The organism is Actinokineospora diospyrosa (genome assembly GCF_024171925.1).
Classification (GTDB): domain Bacteria; phylum Actinomycetota; class Actinomycetes; order Mycobacteriales; family Pseudonocardiaceae; genus Actinokineospora; species Actinokineospora diospyrosa.
Window position 1 is genome coordinate 72115 of record NZ_JAMTCO010000018.1, and the last position, 21981, is coordinate 94095.

Annotated in this window: 20 protein-coding genes; 1 reads left to right on the forward strand and 19 read right to left on the reverse strand. The window is 70.2% G+C overall.

The window, feature by feature from the left end; all coding sequences use genetic code 11:
* Positions 1-454 precede the first annotated feature (454 nt).
* From LV75_RS31005 to LV75_RS31095, 19 genes are all read right to left on the reverse strand, one after another.
* Positions 455-1069, reverse strand: coding sequence for a hypothetical protein (locus LV75_RS31005; protein ID WP_253890913.1), 615 nt, complete (start codon positions 1067-1069; stop codon positions 455-457).
* 22 nt (positions 1070-1091) lie between these two features.
* Positions 1092-2414, reverse strand: a complete 1323-nt coding sequence (locus tag LV75_RS31010) for an aminotransferase-like domain-containing protein (protein WP_253890914.1) — start codon at positions 2412-2414, stop codon at positions 1092-1094.
* Positions 2415-2465: 51 nt separating this feature from the next.
* A complete protein-coding gene (gene lipP1 / locus LV75_RS31015) occupies positions 2466-3398 on the reverse strand; it encodes a LipP1 family hormone-sensitive lipase (protein ID WP_253890915.1) in 933 nt (310 codons plus the stop codon).
* Positions 3399-3410: 12 nt separating this feature from the next.
* Positions 3411-4199 carry an enoyl-ACP reductase FabI gene (gene fabI / locus LV75_RS31020; protein ID WP_253890916.1) on the reverse strand — a complete coding sequence of 263 codons (789 nt, stop codon included), beginning with the start codon at positions 4197-4199 and terminating at the stop codon, positions 3411-3413.
* Positions 4200-4212: 13 nt separating this feature from the next.
* Positions 4213-4683, reverse strand: coding sequence for an acyl-CoA thioesterase (locus LV75_RS31025; RefSeq protein ID WP_253890917.1), 471 nt, complete (start codon positions 4681-4683; stop codon positions 4213-4215).
* Between the two features lie 9 nt (positions 4684-4692).
* A complete protein-coding gene (locus tag LV75_RS31030; RefSeq protein ID WP_253890918.1) occupies positions 4693-6660 on the reverse strand; it encodes an FAD/NAD(P)-binding protein in 1968 nt (655 codons plus the stop codon).
* Positions 6661-6711: 51 nt separating this feature from the next.
* Complete coding sequence (locus LV75_RS31035; protein ID WP_253890919.1) at positions 6712-7623, reverse strand: phytanoyl-CoA dioxygenase family protein; 912 nt, start codon at positions 7621-7623, stop codon at positions 6712-6714.
* A gap of 59 nt (positions 7624-7682) precedes the next feature.
* A complete protein-coding gene (gene hppD, locus LV75_RS31040) occupies positions 7683-8759 on the reverse strand; it encodes a 4-hydroxyphenylpyruvate dioxygenase (protein ID WP_253890920.1) in 1077 nt (358 codons plus the stop codon).
* A gap of 145 nt (positions 8760-8904) precedes the next feature.
* Entirely contained in the window at positions 8905-9435 is a 531-nt protein-coding gene (locus LV75_RS31045) for a hypothetical protein (protein WP_253890921.1), read from the reverse strand.
* A gap of 32 nt (positions 9436-9467) precedes the next feature.
* Positions 9468-10730 (reverse strand): beta-ketoacyl-[acyl-carrier-protein] synthase family protein, encoded by a 1263-nt coding sequence (locus tag LV75_RS31050; protein WP_253890922.1) that lies wholly within the window; start codon positions 10728-10730, stop codon positions 9468-9470.
* Positions 10727-12355: a class I adenylate-forming enzyme family protein gene (locus LV75_RS31055; protein WP_253890923.1), complete on the reverse strand. Its 1629-nt coding sequence runs from the start codon at positions 12353-12355 to the stop codon at positions 10727-10729. The genes LV75_RS31050 and LV75_RS31055 overlap by 4 nt, the downstream gene beginning before the upstream one ends.
* A complete protein-coding gene (locus LV75_RS31060; protein ID WP_253890924.1) occupies positions 12352-13026 on the reverse strand; it encodes a beta-ketoacyl synthase chain length factor in 675 nt (224 codons plus the stop codon). The genes LV75_RS31055 and LV75_RS31060 overlap by 4 nt, the downstream gene beginning before the upstream one ends.
* Complete coding sequence (locus LV75_RS31065) at positions 13023-14165, reverse strand: beta-ketoacyl-[acyl-carrier-protein] synthase family protein (protein WP_253890925.1); 1143 nt, start codon at positions 14163-14165, stop codon at positions 13023-13025. The genes LV75_RS31060 and LV75_RS31065 overlap by 4 nt, the downstream gene beginning before the upstream one ends.
* On the reverse strand, positions 14158-14406 hold the full coding sequence (locus tag LV75_RS31070; RefSeq protein ID WP_253890926.1) for a hypothetical protein: 249 nt from the start codon (positions 14404-14406) through the stop codon (positions 14158-14160). Before LV75_RS31070 ends, LV75_RS31065 begins: the two co-directional genes overlap by 8 nt.
* Entirely contained in the window at positions 14399-14677 is a 279-nt protein-coding gene (locus LV75_RS31075; RefSeq protein ID WP_253890927.1) for an acyl carrier protein, read from the reverse strand. The genes LV75_RS31070 and LV75_RS31075 overlap by 8 nt, the downstream gene beginning before the upstream one ends.
* A gap of 100 nt (positions 14678-14777) precedes the next feature.
* Positions 14778-16169 (reverse strand): class I adenylate-forming enzyme family protein, encoded by a 1392-nt coding sequence (locus tag LV75_RS31080; protein ID WP_253890928.1) that lies wholly within the window; start codon positions 16167-16169, stop codon positions 14778-14780.
* 466 nt (positions 16170-16635) lie between these two features.
* The gene (locus LV75_RS31085; protein WP_253890929.1) at positions 16636-17712 is read right to left on the reverse strand and encodes an alpha-hydroxy acid oxidase; all 1077 of its coding nucleotides are present in this window, start codon (positions 17710-17712) and stop codon (positions 16636-16638) included.
* A 198-nt stretch (positions 17713-17910) separates the two neighbouring features.
* Entirely contained in the window at positions 17911-19416 is a 1506-nt protein-coding gene (locus tag LV75_RS31090) for a GMC family oxidoreductase (RefSeq protein ID WP_253890930.1), read from the reverse strand.
* A gap of 34 nt (positions 19417-19450) precedes the next feature.
* Positions 19451-20731 (reverse strand): cytochrome P450 family protein, encoded by a 1281-nt coding sequence (locus tag LV75_RS31095; RefSeq protein WP_253890931.1) that lies wholly within the window; start codon positions 20729-20731, stop codon positions 19451-19453.
* Positions 20732-21092: 361 nt separating this feature from the next.
* On the opposite strand from LV75_RS31095, the gene LV75_RS31100 reads away from it, so the two are divergent.
* A complete protein-coding gene (locus LV75_RS31100) occupies positions 21093-21737 on the forward strand; it encodes a TetR/AcrR family transcriptional regulator (RefSeq protein WP_253890932.1) in 645 nt (214 codons plus the stop codon).
* Positions 21738-21981 lie beyond the last annotated feature (244 nt).

Genomic DNA, 21981 nt, shown 5'->3' on the forward strand with positions numbered 1-21981 from the left:
GGGACTGGTTGAGGAACCGATGAGTCGGTGATCGGCTCCATGGCGGTGGTGTGGCCAGCACCATTGGTCACACCACCGCCCCTACGTGGACGTGGCGCCCCGACACTGGGCTTTCCCTGCCCGGCTCACCTGGTTCTCGCCAGCCAGCCGATGTCGCCCATGTTCGGGTCGCGGCCGAGGTCTTGCCACATCGACATTGCTGTGGCTACCGAGGTCGATGGGTTGTCCCATGGGAGAAACGTGCCGGTTTTGCCGTCCAGGTCGCCTAGGGCGACGTTGGAGTCGGTGAGGGCGGTCAGGATTGCTTGGGAGAGCGTTCGGAGAAGGTCGTCGACGGCTTCGGGTAGGGCTCGGCGTAGGTGCCAGAGCAGTGACCAGAACTCGACCTAGTCGTCGTCGAGTTCTCGGCTGAGGGACTCCGCCACCTTGATGGCGACGACCACCTCGGATTCGATCATGGTTGAGCTTTCTCGGAACGGTCCACGAGGTTCAAGCGGGCGGCGCCGTCGCGGGACCACTGGTGCAGGGTGGCCTTGACCGCGTCCTCTCCGCTACTTGAGTCGAGGTCCAGGATTGTCTGTGCTCGCTCCGAAGCGTCCCACATCTCAGGACGATCCGACTCGTAGTCCGCCACGCGCCGGAGGGCCAGCAATGCGGTCTTTCGACGGCCGAGGAGGTAGCGGGCGTATCCGGCGCTTTCTGCGGTTTGGATGTTGCCCTTGAAAACCCCGTCGTACTTGGCTATGTGTTCCAGTTTGGCGGCGTCGTCGGTGGCGGCCATGCTGGTGAGGACGGTTTGGACGGCGGATGTCAGGGTGTTGTCGCCCTCGTAGAAGCGGCCGGGGTCCAGGCGCTTCGAGAATGAGAGGTCTAGGTGGTCGAGTGCGTGGAAGAGCGGGGTGAAGACGCGCCATAGGTAGGTGCCGGTGTCATAGGACGAGCTCTCGGCCAGTACGCCGTAGGCCACGTGGACGACCGGGGCGCGGTAGCAGAACGCGCCCTGGAACTTCCACTCCGGGTTTCCCACGAGAAGCGGTTGGATCTGCCGCTTCCACACGGCGGCTTTCATGGTGGCCAGTTCCAGGCGGTCGTCAGCTCTGGATGGTGTCTTTGATGAAGGAAGCCAGGCGGGTCATGCCTTCCACGATGGTGTCGGGGTCCAAGGCGCTGCAAGAGAGGCGCAGCTGGTAGTCGCCCTCGGCGTCGTGGTGGAAGTAGTTCATGGGGGTCCAGAGGACGCCGTAGTCGCGGGCGGCGCGGTTTAGGGCGGCGTCGTTCGCGGGGAAGGGGACGTTGACCACCAGGAAGAAGCCGCCTTCGGGGGCGTTCCAGGAGATGCCGAGGGGGGTGCGGACCTCCGGGGGGAAGTGGTGCTCCAGTTGGTCCAAGACCGTCTGGAGGTTGTTGCGGTAGAAGGCGATGGCCTGGGTGTTGGCGTCGCGCAGCCTGCAGTCGGCTTGGATGAGCATGCCGCCGATGGCTGCTTGGCTGAGGGCGGCCGTGTTGACGGTGGTCATGCTCTTGATCTTCGACAGGGAGTCGGAGAGGAGGCCGACGGTGCCGTCCGCGGATTCAACCGGCTGGTCGGCCAGGACGTAGCCGACTCGGGCGCCGGGGAAGCCGGTTTTGGCGAAGGAGCCTAAGTAGATGACGCGCTTGCCGCGGTCGAGCGCCTTGAGGGTGGGGCGGGGGTTGCCTTCGCGGAGGAAGAAGCCGTACGGGTTGTCCTCGAGGAGGAGCAGGTCTTCCTGCTCGGCGACGCGCAGCAACTCTTCGCGCGCCGACACCGGCATGCTGGAGCCGGAGGGGTTGGCGAAGTCGGGGACCAGGTACATCGCGCGGGGGCGTTTGCCGGTGGCGCGGACCTCAGCGGCGGCAGCGGCGACGGCGGCCGGGTCGACGCCGTGGGGGCCCTCGGGGACGGGGTGGATGGGGATGTCCAGGACCGTCGCGGTGCCGGTGATGCCGACGTAGCAGGGGGAGCTGACCAGGAGCACGTCATCCGGGCCCGCGAAGAGGGCACGGAGGGTGAGGAGCATGCCCTCCTGGCAACCGACGGTCACGACGACCGCTTGCGGGTCGACCTCGATCCCCTCGTCGTTCAAGACAGTGCGGGCGATCAGGCCGTGGATGTGCCCGTTGGTGCGCCCGTACTGGAAGATGTTCGTCCGCACCTGCGACTCGGTGTAGCCCAGGTCGTTCGCCAGGTACTCGGTGTACGCCTTGAGGTAGTCGAACACCTGGCTGGTCTCGAAGAACCCCTCGTACGGCCGCCCCGGGGCGAACGAGATCGCGTCCGGGAACCGGCCGACGACCTCGTTGAGGAAGTTCATCGACTCCATGCCCGGGTCGGTGACGCTGCCGTGGAGGTCGGCCGCACGCAGCAGCACCCCGGAGATGGCCTCTAATGACACGCCTGCACCCCTCGCCGTCCGGACCAAAGTCACCCAACTACAGGCACTTAACTACAGGAACTTCCGCAGATATGCAGCAACTTCTTCCTGGGCCCGCGCACCGGCGTCCAGATCCCCGGCCATCGCGAAGAAGCCGTGCACCATACCGTCGTAGCGGCTCACCACCGTCGGTACGCCTGCCGCGGACAGCTTGCGGCCGTACTCTTCGCCCTGGTCACGCAGCGGGTCGTACTCCGCGGTGATCACTAGAGCGGGCGGTAGGCCGCTGTGGTCGAGGGCGCGCAGCGGCGACACCGCCGGGTCCATGCCGTCGGAAGGCGGGTCTGCCAGGTAGTGGCTCCAGTACCAGGCCACTGACCGGCTGTTGAAGAACGCCGGGTCGGTGTTCTCGGCCATAGAGCCTGTCGACGCCGTGTAGTCGGTGTTCGGGTAGACGAGCACCTGACACCGCAGCTCGGGGCCTCCCCTATCGCGCGCCATCAGCGAGACAACGGCGGCGAGGTTGCCGCCCGCGCTGTCCCCACCGACCGCAATACGACTGACGTCCGCGCCATAGCGAGACCCGTTGGCGGCGAACCACTCCACGGCGCCGTAGCAGTCCTCCAGGGCAGCCGGGAACTGGTGCTCTGGCGCCAACCGGTACCCGACGGCCACAGTGACGCACCCGACGGCGTTGGTCAGCCTGCGGCAGATGGCGTCGGAGGTGTCGATGGTGCCAAGAGTCCAGCCACCGCCGAAGAAGTAGAACAGGACCGGCAACGGTCCCTCGACGTCCGGCCTATAGACGCGGATGTCGATGTCACCGTCCGGACCGGGATACGTGTCGTTAACGACCGACCCCACCTGCTCGGGGGTGCCGCCTGCGGCCTGGATGGAGGCGAGGTCATCGGCACGGGCCTGGGCCAGCGACAGCGTGTACAGCGGTGGGGTGTCCTGCGCGATCTTGCGTTCGCGCATCGCGGCGACCTGCGGGTCCAAAGGCATGGCGGTGTCCTCTCAGGCGCCCATGGCCAGGCCCATGGCGTGCACTCCGCCATCGACCATGAGCACCGAGGCGGTGGTGGCGGGGAGCAGGTCGGAGAACAGCGCGCACACGGAGGTGGCCACCGGGCGCGCGTCGTGCGGGTCCCAGCCCAGCGGGGCGTGGGTGTCCCAGTCGGCCTTGAGCTGGGCGAAGCCGGGGATGGACACGGCGGCCTTGGTGCGCAGCGGACCGGAGTTGACCAGGTTGACCCGGATGCCCTTGGGCCCGAGTTCGCGGGCCAGGTACCGGACGACCGCCTCCAGCCCGGCCTTGGCGACGCCCATCCAGTTGTAGGTGGGCCAGGCGACCTGCGCGTCGAACCCGAGGCCCACGACCGAGGAGCCGGGGCCCAGCAGCGGCAGGCAGGCGGCGACGAGCGCGTTGAACGAGTACGTCGACACGTGCACCGCGGTCGACACGTCCTCCCACGGCGCCTGGCTGAACTCACCGCCGAGGCAGGTGGGCGGGGCGTAGGCGACCGCGTGCAGCACCCCGTCCAGGCCGTCGGCGAAGGCCGCGCGCTCGCGGACCCGGTCGGCCAGGGTCGCGAGCTGGCCCGCGTCGGTGACGTCCAGCTCGATCACCGGCACGTCCGGACCGAGCCGCTTGGCCAGCCGCTCGACCAGCGACATCCGCCCGAAGCCGGTGAGGATGACCTGGGCACCCTGCTCGGCGGCGTACTTCGCCACCTCGAAGGCGATCGAGGAGTCGGTGATGACCCCGGTGATCAGCAGCCGCTTCCCGTCGAGCAGTCCTGGCACGGTCCCTCCGCAATCAGCCTGATGAGCGCGCCGGGCCCAGGACCGACAGGTGCGCCGCGCGCCACCGCTCGGTCCACGGCTCCGGCCGGAACGTCTTGGGGTTGAGCTTCACGACCGACCGCAGGCCGCTCGCGTGGGTCTGGCCCTGGGGTCCCACGCAGCGGAAGCCGTAGCGCAGGCTGGTGGAGCCCAGGTGGTCGAGCCACAGGTCCACGTCGAGCGGACCGGTGCCCAGGTACGGCAGCTCCAGGTCGACCTCGAAGCGGCGCACCGCGTGGAACTTGTCCGGGTTGTCCTCGATCGAGGCCTCCCAGGTGAAGCCGTTGCTCTCGAAGAACGCCGCGGTCGCGCGCTCGACGTGGACCGCGTACCTGGCGTTGTGCAGGATGCCCATCGGGTCCAGCTCGTCGAAGAAGACCCGGGTCGCGTGCCGGAAGGTGCCCGGCTCGGTCGACGGTCCACTTCGGAGTGATGTCTCGGTCATGACCCCAACCTAGCACGACCGTGCGGATAGTTTGCCGGATTCATCCGGCTGCGGTAGTGGCAGCACCACCGGCGTGGCCAGGCCCAAGCAGGCCAAGGAGATCGAGTCGGAGTCACCCAGGATCATCGAGTTCACGCCGGGGCGGATTCCCGCCGCTGTCACCCAGTGCACCGACTCGGTCGGCACACCACAGGCGAACCGGCGCGGGTGAGCCCGGTCGTCGGCGTCGATGACCCGGTAGGGCCGAGCGGTGACGGCGAGGCCGCCGGTCTCGTACTCCCCCACCTTGTGCAGGCGGCACTGACCGGACGCCAGCAGCTTCCCCATCAACGGGTCGGCCGTCCGACGCAGGTCGATCTCCTGCAACCGGGCCTCGATCAGCACGGTCGCCCGCACCACCGACCCGGGCACGGCGGGCGACTCGAGCACGAAACCCGGCTGGTCGGTGTCGGCACGCACCCGCACGCCGGGTCCCATCACCTGCAACACGCCCGCCTCGATCAGCGCGACCGTCTGCTCGATGCGCGCAGCGGGCGGACCGATCGACAGGAACGCGTTCAGCGGCGTGTAGTGCCCGTCGAGGTGATCCCGGTGCGACTGTGCACTAAGGCCGCTGTGGTCGACGACCAAGCGGATCTCGTTGCGCAGGTCGCGCATCACGTCCAGCGCGGCCTTGACCGGGTCGGTGAGGTTGCCCTGCTTCGCCCGCACGGCATCCGAGCGGAGGTAGTCCAGCAACCACTCCTGGAACGCCTCTTGGTCGGCGAAGATCTGTCCCCGGTACGGGGTTGCGATCCGTTCCCAGTCCCAGCGATCCGCAGTAGGGATGCCGTACTCATCAAGCAGCAGAGCCTCAGCCGGGTCGCCCCACCGCCTGTCAAGGTAGCGCTCACGGAACCGCTCCGCCACACACCCGCACTCGCGCTGGGTGATCAGCGTCGAGTAGTAGACCGTCTCGGTCTCCTTAGCGACCAGCGGCCATAGATCCGCCTGGAAGTCGATGCCGCCCTTAGCCCGCAAGCCAGCGATGACCTCTGGCGTGATCACCGCGGGATCATGGCGACCGGACGGGCCCTTCTCGTTCTCCCCACGCGCGTGGTACGGCACACCACGGCGGGATCCCGCGTATAGCTTGGGTTCACGTCCCGACGGGCGGTAGACCAACCGGCCGTCGACTCGATCGAACCGTCCACCACGCCCCAGGGTGAACAGCGCGAGGTGGTCGAAGAAGTTCAGGCCCAGCCCACGCAACGCGACAGCGGTGCCGGGCTGGATCGACGACAAGTCCACATCGGCCGGGTTGGACGGCAGCACATACGTCAGGCCGTGCTCGGCGGCGTAAGCGGACAACGACCGCTCTGCCGCGCTCGGCCGGACCCGGACGTGCCCTTGCGCCAAGATGACCGCGGTGAGGTCATCGAGTCGAGTGCCGTCTTCCAGCAAGACGGTCTGCGGCCCATCGGTGGTGCTGGTGGCGTCCTCAAGGGACACCGCCCGCGAGCGGTGCACCTCCACCCGCACCGTTCCGGGGGCCTGCCGCACAACGCGGCGGAACACCCACTTGAGGTAGTGACCGTAGAACGACCGGGAGGGGTAGCTGTCCGGCCCGAGTTCGCGGGCCTGCGCCAGCACCTCCTCCGGGTAGCCCTCGGAGTTGCCCATCAGCACCAAGAACCGCGCCCACTCATAGAGGCTCGGTCCGACCTCCAGCCGCCCCGCCAGGTCCACGCTCTCGTCGGTGAACATCGACACCTGGGAGGCGACGGTGTTCAGCAGCAACTGGCGGTCCTGGCTGGTGCGCCAGACGTCACCCGCGCCGGGGTGGTGCGGGTCGACCACGTGGACGGTCAGCTCCACCCGAGGGAAGTCCCTGGCGTTGGCGCAGATCCGCTCCAGCACCGACAGGCCGCGCGGACCCATGCCGACCACGCACACGGCGATCCGACCGGTGCGGGACGGGTCAACACTCAAGGCCATCTCGTTCCTCTCGCCGGGGCGCCACCCGCCCACGTGATCAGGGGCTGGCGGTCAGGCCTTCCAGGTGACCGGGCAGTACTCGGGGTCGGCGTAGTCCGGCGTGCCCGCGGCGGTCTTGCGCACGATGAAGTCGTGGTTGTAGTTGACCTGGGTGCCATCGGAGGTGCGGAAGTCGCGGTAGGCGTTCGCGCCGTCCTGCAGGTGCAGGGAGATCGCGCGGCGCGGGCGGTCGCTGACGTTGGCGCCGCTGCCGTGGTAGGTCTTGCAGTGGTGGAAGCTCACGTGCCCCTTGGGGATCTCCATGGGGACCTTCTTCACCTCGACGTTGTTGAAGGCCGCGTTGTCCTCCAGCATCTGGTCGAGCTCGGAGCGGTCGCGCTCGGCGAAGTGGCGGTTCGTGGTGTCGTTGTCGCCGATCTCCTTCCACAGGTGGCTGCCGTCCACCATGGTGATCGTGCCCATCTCCTCCGGGCAGTCGTGGAAGGGGATGAACGCGGTCAGCATCCGCTCCGAGGTGGACGTCGACCAGTAGTGCTTGTCGAAGTGCCACGGGACGATGTTGGTGACGTCGTCGGGCTTGGGCTGCTTGTAGATCAGGGTCGACTGGAAGACCCGGATCTCCTCGGCCTCGGCCAGCCGCGCGGCCACCGCGCCCAGCAGCGGCTTGCGCAGGATCGCGCCGATCGTGTCGTCCTCGTAGTGCACGTAGTCGTTGTGCCGCTGGACCGCGCCCTTCTCGGGGGTCCAGTACGCCAGGCGCGGCGGGTGCGCGGGCAGCGTGCGGTCGCGGTGGCCCCCGTAGAACGCCTCGCTCGCGGCGACGAGGGTGTCGATCTCCTCGTCGGTGAACAGCTTCTTGCTCAGGTACCACCCGTGCTCGGCGTAGAACTGGACCTCGTCGTCGGTCGGCAGTAACGCGAGCTCGTCTTCGGTCAGGTCGAACGAACGCAGTTGCGTGGTCACGCTGGAATCCCCTTTTGCCGAAATGTCACAGTCCCCGATATGACAGTGGAGCGTGCGGCTCAACCCGCGGTGGCGGGGCTCTCCGAGGCGCGCAGCACGGCCTCGTAGAGCGCGCGGATGTTGCCGCTGCCGAAGGTCTTGGCACCGTGGCGGTCGATGACCTCCAGGAAGTAGGTGCCCCTGGCGTGGATCGAGCGGGTGAAGATCTGGAAGACCTCGCCCCAGTGGTCGCGGTCGACGAGCACGTTGGTGCGGCGCAGCGCCTCGACCCCCAGGTCGACCCGGCCCAGCCGCTCCTGCAGCGCGTCGTAGTAGCTCGCCGGGGTGGACAGGAACTGCACACCGCGCGCGGCGAAGGTCTCCACCGAGCCGACGATGTCGTCGGTGAGGAACGCCAGGTGCTGCACACCGGCGCCGTCGTGGCGGGCGAGGAAGTCGTCGATCTGACCGGGGCGGCGGGTGCTGTCCGGCTCGATCAGGGTGAAGGTGACCTTCGTGGACTTGCTCTGCACCACCTTGGAGTCCATCGCCTGGTCGCCGATCTCGATGTACTCCTCGAAGATCTGCTCGAAGTCGAAGACGTCCTTGTAGAACTGGACGGTCGGGGCGAGGGTGCCCGCGGGCAGGCAGACGGCGATGTGGTCGACGATGTCGAGCAGGCTGTCGCCCTCCTCGACGTCGTGGGTCAGCATCCCGATGACGCCGGGCAGGAACTCGTCGCGCTCGCCGCGGCGCTCGATGAACCGGTGCCGCACGTCGCCGAAGCCGATGACCTCGGCGATGGTGACGCTGGTGTCGCCGTCGGTGTGGGTGACCGGCTCGGCGACCGCGGTCGCGCCGCGGCCCACGGCCTCGGCGAAGGCGGCCTTCGCGTCGGCCACGGTGAACGCCAGGCTGGACACGCCGTCGCCGTGGCGGGCCACGTACTGGGCGGCGGCGCTGCGCGGGTTGAGCCCGGAGGTGAGCAGGAGCTGTATTCGACCGTGCCGCAACAGCAGCGACCGGTCGTCGGGCAGGCTCGTCTCCGGTCCGCCCTGACCCGCCACCCGGAAGCCGAGCGCGGTGCACAGGTAGAACGCGGACTGCTGGACGTCTCCGACGTAGAGCTCGACGTGGTCGATGTCCTGGATATCCATATTCTTCCCCCTTCGGGAATGACTCCGCTACCGATGGGCACCGGGGTTCGACGGCGCCGGAAATAAACGCGGGTGATGTGATCAACCGCGCTGGATTGTCGATTGTTGAGGCCGACCCGGCACTAGAACATGTTTACCACAATCGTCATGACTGGTGGTCCATAACCGCGTGGAATCGGCACACTTCACCACCGGTACGCACGCACGACACCCGGGAATCACGCACGGTGACCCCCATTCCCTCGAACCAGCCCTCACGCATCTGCGGGCACGGGCATTCGTACCCCTCCAACGCACGTGCGGCGGCCAGCATGCGCAGCGAGTAGTTCTTGGTGATGACGCTTTCCCACTCGTTGTCGCCGGTCACCGCGTGCTCGGCGGTCATCATCGCCGAGTTCCAGGACACCTTGGGAATTTCCTCGAACCACTTGACGAATTCCTCGAGCGACATCGCGGTGAAGTCGAGACCGTGCTGGTGGCGGTACCAGCGGGCGATTCGGCGGAACACGAACCGGATGGCCTCGGCATTGATCTCATTCGCCGCTTCCTGGCCGAAGCGGCGCAGCACGCCCTGGTACCAGCGGGCGTCGTGCAGCCACCAGAACTCGTGCAGCGGCGGCGCGCCGGGGTCGGCATCGGACTCGACCCGCTCGTTCTCGACTTCGGTCCCGCTCATCGCGTGCCTCCCCGACAGGTGTGTTCCCGGTATCAGCCGAACCGCTTCGCCGTGGTGCTCGCCGGGGCGAGGGCGAGGCTGATGTTGTGCCCGCCGAACCCGAAGGAGTTCGACAGCGCGACCGACACCGGCCCCTGCCTCGGCTTGTCCAGCACGTGGTCGAGTTCGCAGCGCGGGTCGACCTCGGCCAGGTTGAACGTGGGCGGCAGGGTGCCCTTGGCGATCGCCAGCGCGGTCACCGCCGCCTCGATCGCCCCGGCCGCGGCCAGCGAGTGCCCGATCACCGACTTGGTCGCGCTGACCGCCGGGGAGTGCGCGCCGAACACGTCGTGCACGGCCTTGGTCTCGGCGACGTCACCGCGCTTGGTGCTGGTCCCGTGCGCGTTGATGTAGTCCACATCAGACGGTGCGACACCGGCGCTGGCCACCGCGCGGCGCATGGCCTCCGCCGCGCCCTCACCGTCGGCGCGCGGCGCGGTGAGGTGGTGGGCGTCGGTGGTGCCGCCCCAGCCGATGAGGTCGGCGTAGCCCGCGACACCGCGCGCGTTGGCGTGCTCGACGCTCTCCAGCACGACCACGCAGGAGCCCTCGCTGAGCACGAAACCGTTGCGGCCCTTGTCGAACGGGCGGCTCGCCTGGGTCGGGTCGGCCCAGCCGTTGGCGGTGGCGCGGGCGTTGACGAACCCGGTGGCGATGCTGGGGTGCAGCGGCGCGTCGGTGCCGCCGCAGACCACCACGTCCGCGTCGCCCGCGCGGATGAGCCGCAGCCCGTCGGCGATCGACTGGGCACCGGCGGCGCACGCGGTGGCGACGGCGGCGCTGTAGCCGCGCAGGCCGAACCGCAGCGCGATCCGCGCGGCGGCCATGTTCGGCAGGATGCCGGGGATCATGTACGGGCTGATCCCGGTGCGCCCCTTGGCGCGGCGCGCCGAGGCCTGCTCCTCGTAGGTGAGCAGACCGCCGCCGCCGCTGGAGACGACCGTGGCGATCCGGTGCGGGTCAGCGTTCTCGCCCACCACCAGGCCAGCGTCGGCGATGGCGTCGTCGGCCGCGGCCAGCGCGAGCAGCACGTAGCGGTCCAGGCACGGGTCGGCCCGGTCGTAGATCGACGCCGGGTCGACCTCCGGTGCCACACCGGCGTTCTCGATCCAGGTGGCCACGACGTGGTCGCGCGGCGGGGTGACGATGCCGGAGCGGCCCTCGCACTGCGCGTCGAAGGTGCTGGTCGCCCCCCGGCCCGCGGGGGTGATCATGCCGATGCCGGTGATGACCGCACTGCGGCCCGCGGCGCTCACGCGGTCACCGAACGCAGCTTGTCGGCGTGCTGCTGGCGGAGGACGACCTTGCGGACCTTGCCGGTCGCGCCGCGCGGGATGTCGTCCTCGTTCACGACAACGACCTCGCGGATGGTCGCGGCGACGTACTCCGGTAGCGCCGCCTTGACCGCCGCGGTGTGGTCGATAGAGGTGTCCGCACCAGCGTTGAGGGTCAACAGCACCGCGGATGCCACCTGACCCTCGTCGTCCTTGACCGCGACAACAGTGCAGTCGAGCACGTCCGGGTTCGACGCGAGCACGCGCTCCTCGGACTGCGCGGTGTAAAGGCGCTTGCCCTCGCCGAGGTCGATGGCGTCAACAGCGCGGTCGACGTGGTAGTAGTACCCCTCCGCGTCGCGATAGGCGAGGTCACCGGTGAGGAAGTACCCGGCGAGCCTGCTGCGATAGGTGGTCACCGAGTCGTTCCAGTACCCCGGCGCCAGCGTTGGGGACCGCACACCGAGCTGACCGACCTCGCCGACGGGCAGCTTGTCGCCGTTGTCGTCGAGCACCGCGATGTCGGCGAACGCGTGCGGCTTGCCGATGCAGCGGCCGTAGCGGTCGGTGTCGGGGGTGTGGGTGATGAAGAACTGCGAGTGGCCCATCTCGGTGGAGCCCAGGCCGTCGATGAACGCCGACCCGGTCACCTGGCTCACGCCCTGGGCGCTGACCACGGTGCGGGTGCCGACGGAGATCAGCCTGCGGATGTGCGCCTCGTGCGCGCAGTCGCCGGTGTTCCACCAGAACTGCACCGAGGACACGTCGTAGCCGGTGAGGTCGTGCGAGACCAGCTCCGGCCAGGTCGCGGCGAAGCCGAGCACGCAGGTCGGCTTCCAGCGGTCGATCGCCTCGAGCACCTTGGTGCCGGACTGCTCGGACAGGCACAGCAGCTGCGAGCGGTTGCTCAGCGCCAGGCTGGTGGCGATGACGATCGCCGCGTGGTTGGCGGGCAGCGCGCTCAGCATCCGGTCGACGCCCTGGGCGCGCGGCAGGCGCAGCCGGTGGCGGACCGAGGCGAACAGGCTCGAGTGCGAGGCGACGACCGCCTTGGGCATGCCGGTGGTCCCCGAGGAGTGGGTGATCACCACCGGGTCGTCGGCGTGGTGGCGGTACTGCTCCGGCGCGGCGGACGGGTCGCCGTTGAGCAGCTCGGCCACGTCGATGAACAGCCCGACGCCCTCGACGCCGTCGCCGAGCTTGGCCCGGTGGGCGGCGTCGGTGAGCACGGCGACCGGGCGGACCCGGGTGATGTAGACCGCGGCGGTCTCGCCGGGCAGGTTCTTGTTCACCAGCGCCGGGATCGCGCCGATGCGGGCCAGCGCCAGGTAGTTGAGCACCAGGTCCGCGGAGTCGGTCACGTAGATGGCGACCGGGTCGCGCGAGACGATGCCCTTGGCGTGGAAGATCGAGGCGCGCGAGGCGACCTGGAACTCCAGCTGCCGCAGGGTGAGCGGCTCCCACGCCGGGTGGCCGTCGACGGCGGTGTCGAAGCTCAGCGTCGGCTCGTCGAGGCCGTAGCCGTTGCGCACGAGCGTGCTGAGCACGTTGCCGATGCCCAGGTCCGGGTCTGCGGCCAGCTGCGCCCGGGTTGTCTTGACGGTCACTGCGAACTCCTCTGCTCGTTCGTGGGCGCTGCGCCTGTCGATGCTGTGCCTGTGGGTGCCGTACCTGTGAGCGCTGTGCTGGTGGGTGCCGTACCTGTGAGCGGCGCGGCCGCCCTGCCCAGCAGCAGGGCCCTCGCCTCCTCGGCGCCCTGCTCGACGAGCACCAGCAGGACCTCGTCGGCCGCCTCGTCGGCGATGAGCAGGTCGGCCACCGCCACGGCGTCGGCGACCGGGTCGGCCACCGGGCTGGTGCACACGACCGGGCCGCGCAGGCCCCAGGTCACCGCGACCCGGCCCGCCGCGGAGTTGACCACCGACTGGAAGAACAGGATCGGCGGCATCCGCTTGCCCGCGTCCACCGCGGCCGCGACGGCCGTCGACGTGCCGAGGTCACCGCGGACGCTGACCACCACGACCGCCGTGCGGTCGCCGCGCTCGGCCGGGGCCGGGGCGCTGCCGTGCACCTGGCTGAGGCAGTCGTCGGCGGCCTGGGCGATCAGCGGGGCGAAGGACGAGCTGACGAACCCCGGCAACGGGGCTGGCTGCGCGGAAGGATCCGCGCCCGGCCACCGCGCCTCGGCGAGCACCTCCAGCTCCACTGTGGACAAGTCGAGATCCGACAGATCCGACAAGTCCACAATGGAGAGTGCGGTGTCCGTCGTCGTGGTCATACCCGTGCCACCACCAATGCCGTGTTCGCGCCGCCGAAGGCGGAGTTGAGGGTGAGCGCGTAGTCGACCTCGCGCTCCACCGGGCGGTCCAGGACCAGGTTCAGCCCGCACCGCTCGTCCGGGCCGACGTACCCGGCGTTGACCGGCAGCCGCCCGGTGCGCACCGCGTGCACCGTGACCGCCAGCTCCACCAGCCCACCGGCCTGCAACGTGTGGCCGTGCACCGACTTCGACGAGCTCACCGGGATCCGGGCCGCGTCCGCGCCGAGGGCCCGGTGCAGCGCGGCGGTCTCGGCGACGTCGCTCTGCGCGGTGCCGGTGCCGTGCGCGTTGATGTAGCCGATGTCGGCGGGCACGCGGCCCGCCTTGCGCAGCGCCGCGGTGACCGCCCTGGTCATGCCGCCGCCCTCGGGATCGGGCTGGGTGATGTGGAAGGCGTCGCCCGCCCGACCCCACCCGGCGATCCGCGCGAGCGGTGCCGCGCCGCGCCGCGCGGCCTCCTCAGCCGACTCCAGCACCACCGCGGCGATCCCGTCGCCGAGCAGCATGCCCTGCCTGCCCGCGCTGAACGGGCGCACGTGGCCGTCGGGCGCCAGCGAGCGGCCCGCGTCGAACAGGGCGAAGTTGTCCTGCTCCACCAGGTACCCGGCGGCGACCACGACCCGGTGCGCGCGGCCGTGGGAGATCATCGCGGCCGCGTCGGCGACCGCGGTGCTGGCCGCCACGCAGGCGGTCATGTACGCCCGGGGTGCCGGACCGAGCCCGCTCCGGCGCGCGATCGAGGCGGCGATGGCGCCGGGGCCGGTGCGCTCGGACTCGGGCAGCCGCGCCACCGCCGGGTCGCCGTGCACGGCGACCAGCAGCGGGCTGACCGCGCGCTCGGCAGCGCCGAGACCGGCCTGCTCGCAGGCGGTGCCCACGATCGAGACCAGCTCGTCGGCCAGCACCGGGTCCCCGGGCAACTGCGCGGCGAGGTCGGTGCGGTAGCGGCCCGCGTCGAAGCGGGTCACCGGCGTGAACGCGGGCTCACCCGCCGCGGTGCGCGCCCCGAGCGCGGCCAGGTCCCACCCGGTGCCCGCGACCGCGGCCACCCCGGTGACGACCACGCCCGCCCCGCCGACCCCGCCCGCCTCAGCCATCGTGACGCCCACCCACCAGGTCGGCGAGCACCTCGGCGGCACCGGCCACGGTGTACATCCGCGACAGGTCGGCGTCGTCGAGGTCGAGCTCCACGCCGTAGCGCTGCTCGGCCTGGTGCAGCAGCCACGCCAGCTCGAGCGAGTCGAGGTCCTCGGTGTCGGCCTTGGACACCTGGGCGCGGTAGCCGGAGATCATCTCGACGACGTCCGCGCGGGTGGGCGCCGCGGTGGTCTCACTCACGAACGCTGCCCTCGGCGACCGGCTCCAGCCTGCCCGCGACGTCGGCGACGAACTCGTCGATGGTCATCAGCGAGACCTGCTCGATCTCGTCCTCGTCGATCTTGACGCCGAAGCGGTCCTCCAGCTGCACGGTCAGCTCGGCCATCGACAGCGACTCCAGGTCGAGACCGGCCGGGCCGAGCTGGGTGTCGCCAGCGACATCCGGCGTCGCGTACTGCAGACCGACCAGCGCGTCGATGACGAACGCGCGGACTTCTTCCTTGCTGCTCATGGCTTTCCTCTCGTCGCGGAACTGGTGACCGGCCCGGGTGCGGGCGCGGTCGACCGTGCGCGGACCCGGGACGGGCCGCGCCTGGTGGGGACCGGTGTGGCTAGTTGTGGGTGTCGCGCGCGGCCGAGCGCAACGCGGCGCGGTCGCGCAGCAGCTTGCCGCTGGAGGTGCGCGGCAGGGCGGGGAGCACGTGCACCGCGCGCGGCCGCTTGTAGCCCGCCAGCCGCTCGCGCAGCCACGAGTCGATCTCGCCGGGACCGACCAGCGCGGACACCGACACGTACGCCTGGATGCCCTCGTCGTAGAGCACGACGGCGGCGTCCACCCCGGGCGCCTCGGCCAGGGTCTGCTCGACCTCGGTGAGGTCGACCTTCAGCCCGCCGATGGACACCTGGGAGTCGAGCCTGCCCCGGATGGTGACCCGGCCGGTCGCCGGGTCGAGCTCGCCCGCGTCGCGGGTGCGCAGCCACCCGTCGGCCCAGCGGGACGGGTCGACGAGCCCGAGGTAGGGGGAACTCTCGCGGCCGAGCAGCACCTCGCCGCCCTCGACCCGCACGGCGATGCCGGGGGCCGGGGTGAGCGCGGGGCGGTGCTCGCCGTCGATGTCGGTGGCGATGACCCCCAGCTCGGTCATCCCGTACATGTTGCCCAGGGTGATGCCGTAGCCCTCGGTCAGCGCGCGCCACAGCTCGGCGCGCACCAGCTCGCCGCCGGTGATCATGCGGCGGAAGCCGGGCAGGTCCGGCGGTTCGGCGACCGCGGCGAGGACCTCCGCCTGCGACGGGACGCCGATCAGGGTGGTCGGCTCGTCGCCGCCCGCCAGCGCCTTGAGGATGCCGTCGACGGTTGCCCGCTGCGGCACGACCATCGGGACGCCCGCGTTGAGGCCGTGCAGCAGGCCGCCGACCAGGCCGAGGACGTGGACCATGGACGCGAGCACCACGGCGCGCTCACCGCGCTGCGGGATGCCCTCGATCCGGTTGTAGCGCTCGAGCTCGGAGATCACGTCGGCCGCGGTGCGACCGATGACCTTCGACGGGCCGGTGGACCCGGAGCTGAGCTGGATCAACGAGTGCGCGGTGCGCGCCTGCTCACCACCGGCCTGCGGCAGGTAGGCGGGCTCCACGTCGAACAGCGCGCGCAGCGCACCGGACACCGGTGCGCTCGGCTGCACGAGCAACTGCGGGCGCAACCGCGCGACCGCCTGGTCGACCTCGTGCTGGGTGAGCCGGTAGTCCAAAAGGGACACTTGGCCGCCCAACCGCCAGGCGGCCAGCAGCACCGAGACGAAGCCGAGCGAGGGTGGCAGTCGCAACGAGACACTCCCACCGGGAGCCAGTCCGGCGGCGACCAACTCGCGTTCGCGCCGCTCGACCAGCGCGCGCAGCGACCGGCGGTCCACCGGGGCGCCGAACCACAGCGCCAGCTCGCCATCGGCCCCGGCGAGCAGCAGCTCGTCCACCCACTCCCCGCCAGCGGGTGCCTCGGTCACGACCGAGGATAAGTGGGTCTCGCCCGGCATGTGTTTCCCCCCTAATAGGAGTCGATACCCGTAAATCGGATTGAGGATCCCTTATGGGACGGTTCAGCGCATATCGTCTACGGACGAACACAGTGCGACTGGCGACTAACACCGACGAGCACGGTCCACGACTACAACAGTCCACCCTGGGCGGTGAAACCGTCGGCGCCCGCGCGGCAGCGCCCCCGGCAACTCACCCTCACAACCACGTTACTGCGCGCAATCCCGGTCCCGCAAGCGATTCGCGCAACTGGTTTTCGTCGGCACGATCACACCGCAAGACAATGATCGAATGAACAGCGAGAAAATAAGTGAACGCGCAACGATTGCCTACAGGAGTCGGGTACCGACTAGTAGATACATCGGACGATGGGAACACCAGAAAACCCAATCGTGTGGTATCCGTCAATTCAGGACAGTACGACCGCGACAGCTGCTAACGGACGAGTTCGGCGTCGACATCGGACAGTCGCGGCGCGCCCGCGAGGACCATCGCCTCTTCCAACTCCTCGCGAAGTGTCGACAGCACAGCGGTTACGCCACCAGCACCAGCGACGGCCAACCCGTGCAGCACCGGCCTGCCGAGCAGCACGGCGGCCGCGCCGAGCGCGAGCGCCTTGAGCACGTCGGTGCCCCGGCGGACACCGCCGTCGACGAGCACCGGCACCCGACCCGCGACCACCTCGACCACCTCGCCGAGCGCGTCAATAGCCGGGATGGCCGAATCGAGTTGGCGTCCGCCGTGGTTGGACACCACGATCCCGTCGACACCGTGCTCGACGGCGAGCCGGGCGTCCGCGGCGGTGAGAATTCCCTTGAGCAGCAGCGGCAAAGGCGTCAGCGCGCGCAGCCAGGCCAGATCGGCGAAGGTGATCGCGGCGTCGAATTGCTCGCGGGAATGACTCTGGATCGACGAACCGGATTCCCCCGTTCGCGCCATCACGGCCATGGCCGCCGGATCGATGTTGGCGGCGGTGACATCGGCCGGGAGGGCGAACCCGGAACGCAGGTCGCGCAGCCGCTTGGCCACCCGCGGCGCGTCGACGGTCAGCACGAGCGCGCGCACACCCGCGGCCTCGGCGCGGCGGACCAGGTCGGCGAGCGCGTCGCGCCTGCGCAACCAGTACAGCTGCAGCCACAGCGGCGCGGTGGTGGCGGCGGCGATGTCGGCCAGCGTGCGGCTGGCGAACATGCTCACCACGAACGGCAGACCGCACTCGCCCGCGGCGCGCGCGGTCGCCACCTCGCCATCGGGGTGCACGAGGCGGTGGTAGGCCATCGGGGCGATGGCGAGGGGGGCGCGCAGCGGATCACCGAGCAGCGTCGTGCCCAGGTCCGGTTTCGTCACGTCGACGAGCACCCTCGGCCGCAGCACGCGGCGGTCGAAGGCGGCCCGGTTCGCCGCGACGGTGAGCTCAGCGCCGCTGCCGCCCTGCAGGAAACCCCAGGTCGGCCCCGGTAATCGGGCCTGCGCGGCCCGTTGCCAGTCCTCGAGGCACAGCAAGTCACCCATCCCCTGACTCTCCGCCACGAAAGTCCCCCAACCACAGCGCCCGGTGGTCGATGCCCTCCGGTCGGGACCCTGCCCCGCCGGTCGACCTCGGGCGTCAGTGTACCCAACAAGGCCGATCGTTCGTACGTTTTTCTCCCCAGACAGCGGTTTAGCGACGCTCTCCCACGGTGACCTGGGTTACCGCACGGGTGCGGAGAGTCACAGGTTCGGCCAGTTGAGCGCCACCGCCCGCTCGGCGAGCATCAGCACGGGCAGCGTTGTGGTCGACCTCGGGCTGACCGGGATCGCCGACGCGTCGATGACCAGCAGGTCCTCGACCGCGGTCACCCGGCAGGTCTCGTCGAGCACCGCGTCGACATCACCCGTCCGGCCCATCCGGCAGGTGCCGACCGGGTGGTTGTAGGTGCCGACGGTCGCGTGCACGGCGTCGACCAGGTCCGCGTCGGCCACCGCCGCCCCCGGCAACCGCTCGCCGACCAGCAGACTCGCCAGCGGGGACTGCTCGGCGAGCTTGCGGATCACCCGCAGGCCCTCGGCGACGCGGGCGGCGTCGCGCGGGTCGCGGTAGATGCCGGTGTCGACCACGGGCAGGTCCGCGGCCGCCCGCGAGCGCAGGCGGACCGAGCCGACCGAGTGCGGGGCGACCAGGGCTGAGGTCATCAGCAGGTCGAACCCGGTGGGGTGGCCCTGCGGGGCGCGGGTGGGCATGGTCGCCATGGCGTGGATGTGGATGTCCACGTCCGGCTCGTCGCGGCTGGTCTTGACCGACAGCATCGTGCGCAGCGGGGCGGGGCGGCGCGCGGCGGTCTCCTCGGCGGTGGCGAAGACGGCCGGGGTGGACGGGTGCTCCAGCAGGTTCGAGCCGACCCCGGGCACGTCGGCCACCAGGTCGACGCCGACCTCGCGCAGGTGCTCGGCCGGGCCGACACCGGAGCGCAGCAGGATCGCCGGGCTGCCGTAGGCACCCGCGCTGAGCACGACCTGCTCGGCGGCCAGTTCCTCACCGGAGGCCAGCCGCACGCCGACCGCGCGGCCGTCGCGGATCAGCACGGTGTCGACGTCGGCGCCGGAGCGGATGGTGAGGTTGGGGCGCTCCTGGGCCTCGGCCAGGTAGACCAGCGCCGAGTTGTAGCGCCTGCCGCCGACCTGGTTGAGCGGGGTGAGCCCGGCGCCGAGGGAGTCGGCGGCGTTGTGGTCGTCGACGAGGGCGAAGCCCGCCTTCTCGCAGGCGGTGAGGAAGCGCTCCTGGGAGTCGGTCAGCTCCTCGCGGGGGTAGCGGCGGACGGGGGTGCGCCCGGGCGGGGTGCGCGGCTCGGTGTCGTGGTCGATCTCCAGGGCCTGGTAGACCGGCAGGACCTCGTCCCAGGCCCAGCGCGGCAGGCCCAGCGCCGCCCAGGCCCGGTGGTCGGTGGGCCTGCTGCGCAGCGCGACGCAGTAGTTGACCGCCGTGGAACCGCCGACGACCTTGCCGCGCGGGATGGGGAAGGTGTGACCGCCGTGGGTCAGCGGGGCGCTGGCGAAGCCCCAGTCGTGGCTGCGCGGGAACCCGAGCCCGTCGAGCAGGTCGGCTGGCCAGCTCGACTCGGTGTCGTAGTGCGGGCCCGCCTCCAGCAGCAGGACCGAGCGGGTCGGGTCCTGCGACAGCCTGCTTGCCACGACGCAGCCCGCTGCGCCCGCGCCGACGACGATCACATCGTGTGTCATGAACCCGCTTCTTCGTGTGGTGGTGGTCGGCCGGTCAGCCGACCAGGACCGGCAATCTGCTCAGCCCGCGGATGAGCGTGTTGGACTGCCACACCAGCTGCTCCGGGTCCACGGCCAGGCGCAGCTTGGGGTAGCGGGTCAGCAGCCGCTCGAAGGCCACCCTGCCCTCGATGCGGGCCAGCGGCGCGCCGACGCAGTAGTGCACGCCGTGGCCGAAGGTCATGTGCCCGCCCATCGGCCGGGTGATGTCCATCGTCGCCGCGTGCGGGAAGAACTCGTCGTCGCGGTTGGCCGAGGTGAGGATGGTGGCCACGAACGAGCCTGCCGGGATGGTGACCCCGCCGATCTCCACGTCCTCGATCGAGTACCGCATCATCGAGGTGTTGGCCGGGCCGTCGTAGCGCAGGAACTCCTCGACCGCGTTGGGCAGCAGCGACAGGTCGCCGCGCAGCAGGTCCAGCTGCTCGGGGTGGGTGAGCAGCGCCAGGGTGCCGTTGCCGATCAGGTGGACCACGGTCTCGTGCCCGGCGAACAGGGTGAGGAAGGCCATCGAGACGACCTCGATCGCGGTCAGCTCCTGGCCCTCGTCGCGGGCGGTGATCAGCGCGGTGAGCAGGTCGTCGGCCGGGTGCCGCTGCTTGTGGTCGATCAGCTCGAGCAGGAACCCCGCCATCGCCGCCGCCGACGACTTGGCCTCGTCCGAGCGGTTGTCCGAGGTGAGCGCGACCGGGGCGGAGTCGGTGCCGATGGCCAGCGCCCAGCGGTGGAAGTCGGCGCGGTCGGCGGCGGGCACGCCGAACAGGTCGCAGATGACGGTGAGCGGCAGCGGGCTGCCGAACTGCCCGATCAGGTCGATCTCGCCCGCCGGGTCGAAGGCGTCGAGCAGCTCGTCGACCAGGGTCAGCACGGTGGGCTTGAGGCCCTCCATGCGGCGCGGGGTGAGCGCCTTGGCCATGAACCGGCGCAGCCGGGTGTGGTCCGGCGGGTCGACGTTGAGCATGTGCCTGCCGAACTGCGAACCGTAGTCCTCTTGCGTCGCGCGGACGTCGGAGCCGGTCTCCACCAGCTTGCGGCCGTGCACCAGGTCGCTGGAGAAGCGGCGGTCGGTCATCACCGCGCGGGTGTCGGAGTGCTTGGTGACCATCCAGACCTTGAGGCCGTTGGGCATCAGCACCTCGCGCACCGGTGACTCCGCGCGCAGGCGGTCGTACACGGCGTGCGGGTCCTGCATGTCCGAGGCGCGGAAGACGAGGACGTCCTCCTCCTCGGCAGGGCGCTCGGATAAGGACTTGCTGGCGGTTCGGTCTCCAGACACGACGCTCCTCAGGTACCGGTTCGGCTCGCTGTCCCCCGTCACAGCCCGGCGGCCGGACGGGCCGAGCCTAACACAGAGTCCGATCGGTCGTGCGGTTATTTTCGGTACGCCGTACCGGCTGGTAGTGGCCCGAGGTGCCGCCGATCGCTCCCGTTCGGACACACTTCGGCGGCGGACAACCGGAAACTGCGCGCTACCATGGCGGAAACGCGCGGTGGCAGGAGTAAGATCGTCTGACACCGCGCAACTCCCAGCAGGCCCAACGGCTTCCCGCCAGCAGCGCGGCACCGGCGGTGCCCACCAGGCACCGCTCGCCGCCCGAGATGTCCTTGCCCGTGACAGCTTCCTTGAGAGTGCACCGATGACCCAGGCTCGAGTGGACGGTCGTGTCCAGCGGGGCAACCACACCCGCGGGCTCATCGTGGCGCGCGCGGTCGAGATCGCCTCCATCGAGGGGCTCACCAGCCTGTCGCTCGGCAGGCTCGCGAGCGACCTCGAGATCAGCAAGAGCGGCGTGTTCGGCCTGTTCGGCTCCAAGGAGGAGCTGCAGCTGGCCACCATCGACGCGGCGCTGCGGATCTACGTCGACACCGTGGTCGCCCCGGTGCTCGAGCAGCCAGCGGGCATCGACAAGGTGTGGCGGCTGTGCCTGAGCTGGCAGGACTACTCCCGCGGCCGGGTGTTCCCCGGCGGCTGCTTCTTCTTCGCCGTCTCCGCGGAGTTCGACGCCCAGCCCGGCCGGGTGCGCGACACGCTCGCGGCGCTGTCGGCCAAGTGGTCCGCGCTCATCGCGCGCACCCTCGACGACGCGCGCGCGGCGGGCGAGCTGACCGGCGAGGTCGACAGCGACCAGCTGGCCTTCGAGCTGATCGCGTTCATGGAGACGGCCAACGCCAACTCGGTGCTCAACGACGACTTCGCCGTCTACGACCGCTCCCGCGCGGCGATCCTGCGGCTGCTGCGCGGCGTCGCGGCCGACCCGGCACTACTGCCGTCGGCCGGGTAGCGCACCCCGGTCCCACCCGCTGGACGCACCGGCGCACCGGTTGACCGCGTGCTTGCCCGGTGTTCGGATAGGTGTGTGTACACCGCGTATCCCGCCCGCAGCCTGACCAGGCGCAGGCACGTGGATTTCGCCAGGGTCTGCAGCCAGGCCTGTCCGCGCTGAAGCGCGTTCCGCTGAACCGTTCCCCCCGACCGGCCATGACCGGTCCCCTTCAGCGTGCCGACCCCGTGGAGCTCACGTGTCT

Coding starts and splice junctions, on each gene's coding strand:
- LV75_RS31005 (WP_253890913.1), bottom strand. CDS start 1,069: ATGAAAGCCGCCGTGTGGAAGCGGCAGATCCAACCGCTTCTCGTGGGA.
- lipP1 (WP_253890915.1), bottom strand. CDS start 3,398: ATGCCTTTGGACCCGCAGGTCGCCGCGATGCGCGAACGCAAGATCGCG.
- LV75_RS31025 (WP_253890917.1), bottom strand. CDS start 4,683: ATGACCGAGACATCACTCCGAAGTGGACCGTCGACCGAGCCGGGCACC.
- LV75_RS31030 (WP_253890918.1), bottom strand. CDS start 6,660: ATGGCCTTGAGTGTTGACCCGTCCCGCACCGGTCGGATCGCCGTGTGC.
- hppD (WP_253890920.1), bottom strand. CDS start 8,759: ATGGATATCCAGGACATCGACCACGTCGAGCTCTACGTCGGAGACGTC.
- LV75_RS31045 (WP_253890921.1), bottom strand. CDS start 9,435: ATGAGCGGGACCGAAGTCGAGAACGAGCGGGTCGAGTCCGATGCCGAC.
- LV75_RS31060 (WP_253890924.1), bottom strand. CDS start 13,026: ATGACCACGACGACGGACACCGCACTCTCCATTGTGGACTTGTCGGAT.
- LV75_RS31065 (WP_253890925.1), bottom strand. CDS start 14,165: ATGGCTGAGGCGGGCGGGGTCGGCGGGGCGGGCGTGGTCGTCACCGGG.
- LV75_RS31075 (WP_253890927.1), bottom strand. CDS start 14,677: ATGAGCAGCAAGGAAGAAGTCCGCGCGTTCGTCATCGACGCGCTGGTC.
- LV75_RS31085 (WP_253890929.1), bottom strand. CDS start 17,712: ATGGGTGACTTGCTGTGCCTCGAGGACTGGCAACGGGCCGCGCAGGCC.
- LV75_RS31090 (WP_253890930.1), bottom strand. CDS start 19,416: ATGACACACGATGTGATCGTCGTCGGCGCGGGCGCAGCGGGCTGCGTC.
- LV75_RS31100 (WP_253890932.1), top strand. CDS start 21,093: ATGACCCAGGCTCGAGTGGACGGTCGTGTCCAGCGGGGCAACCACACC.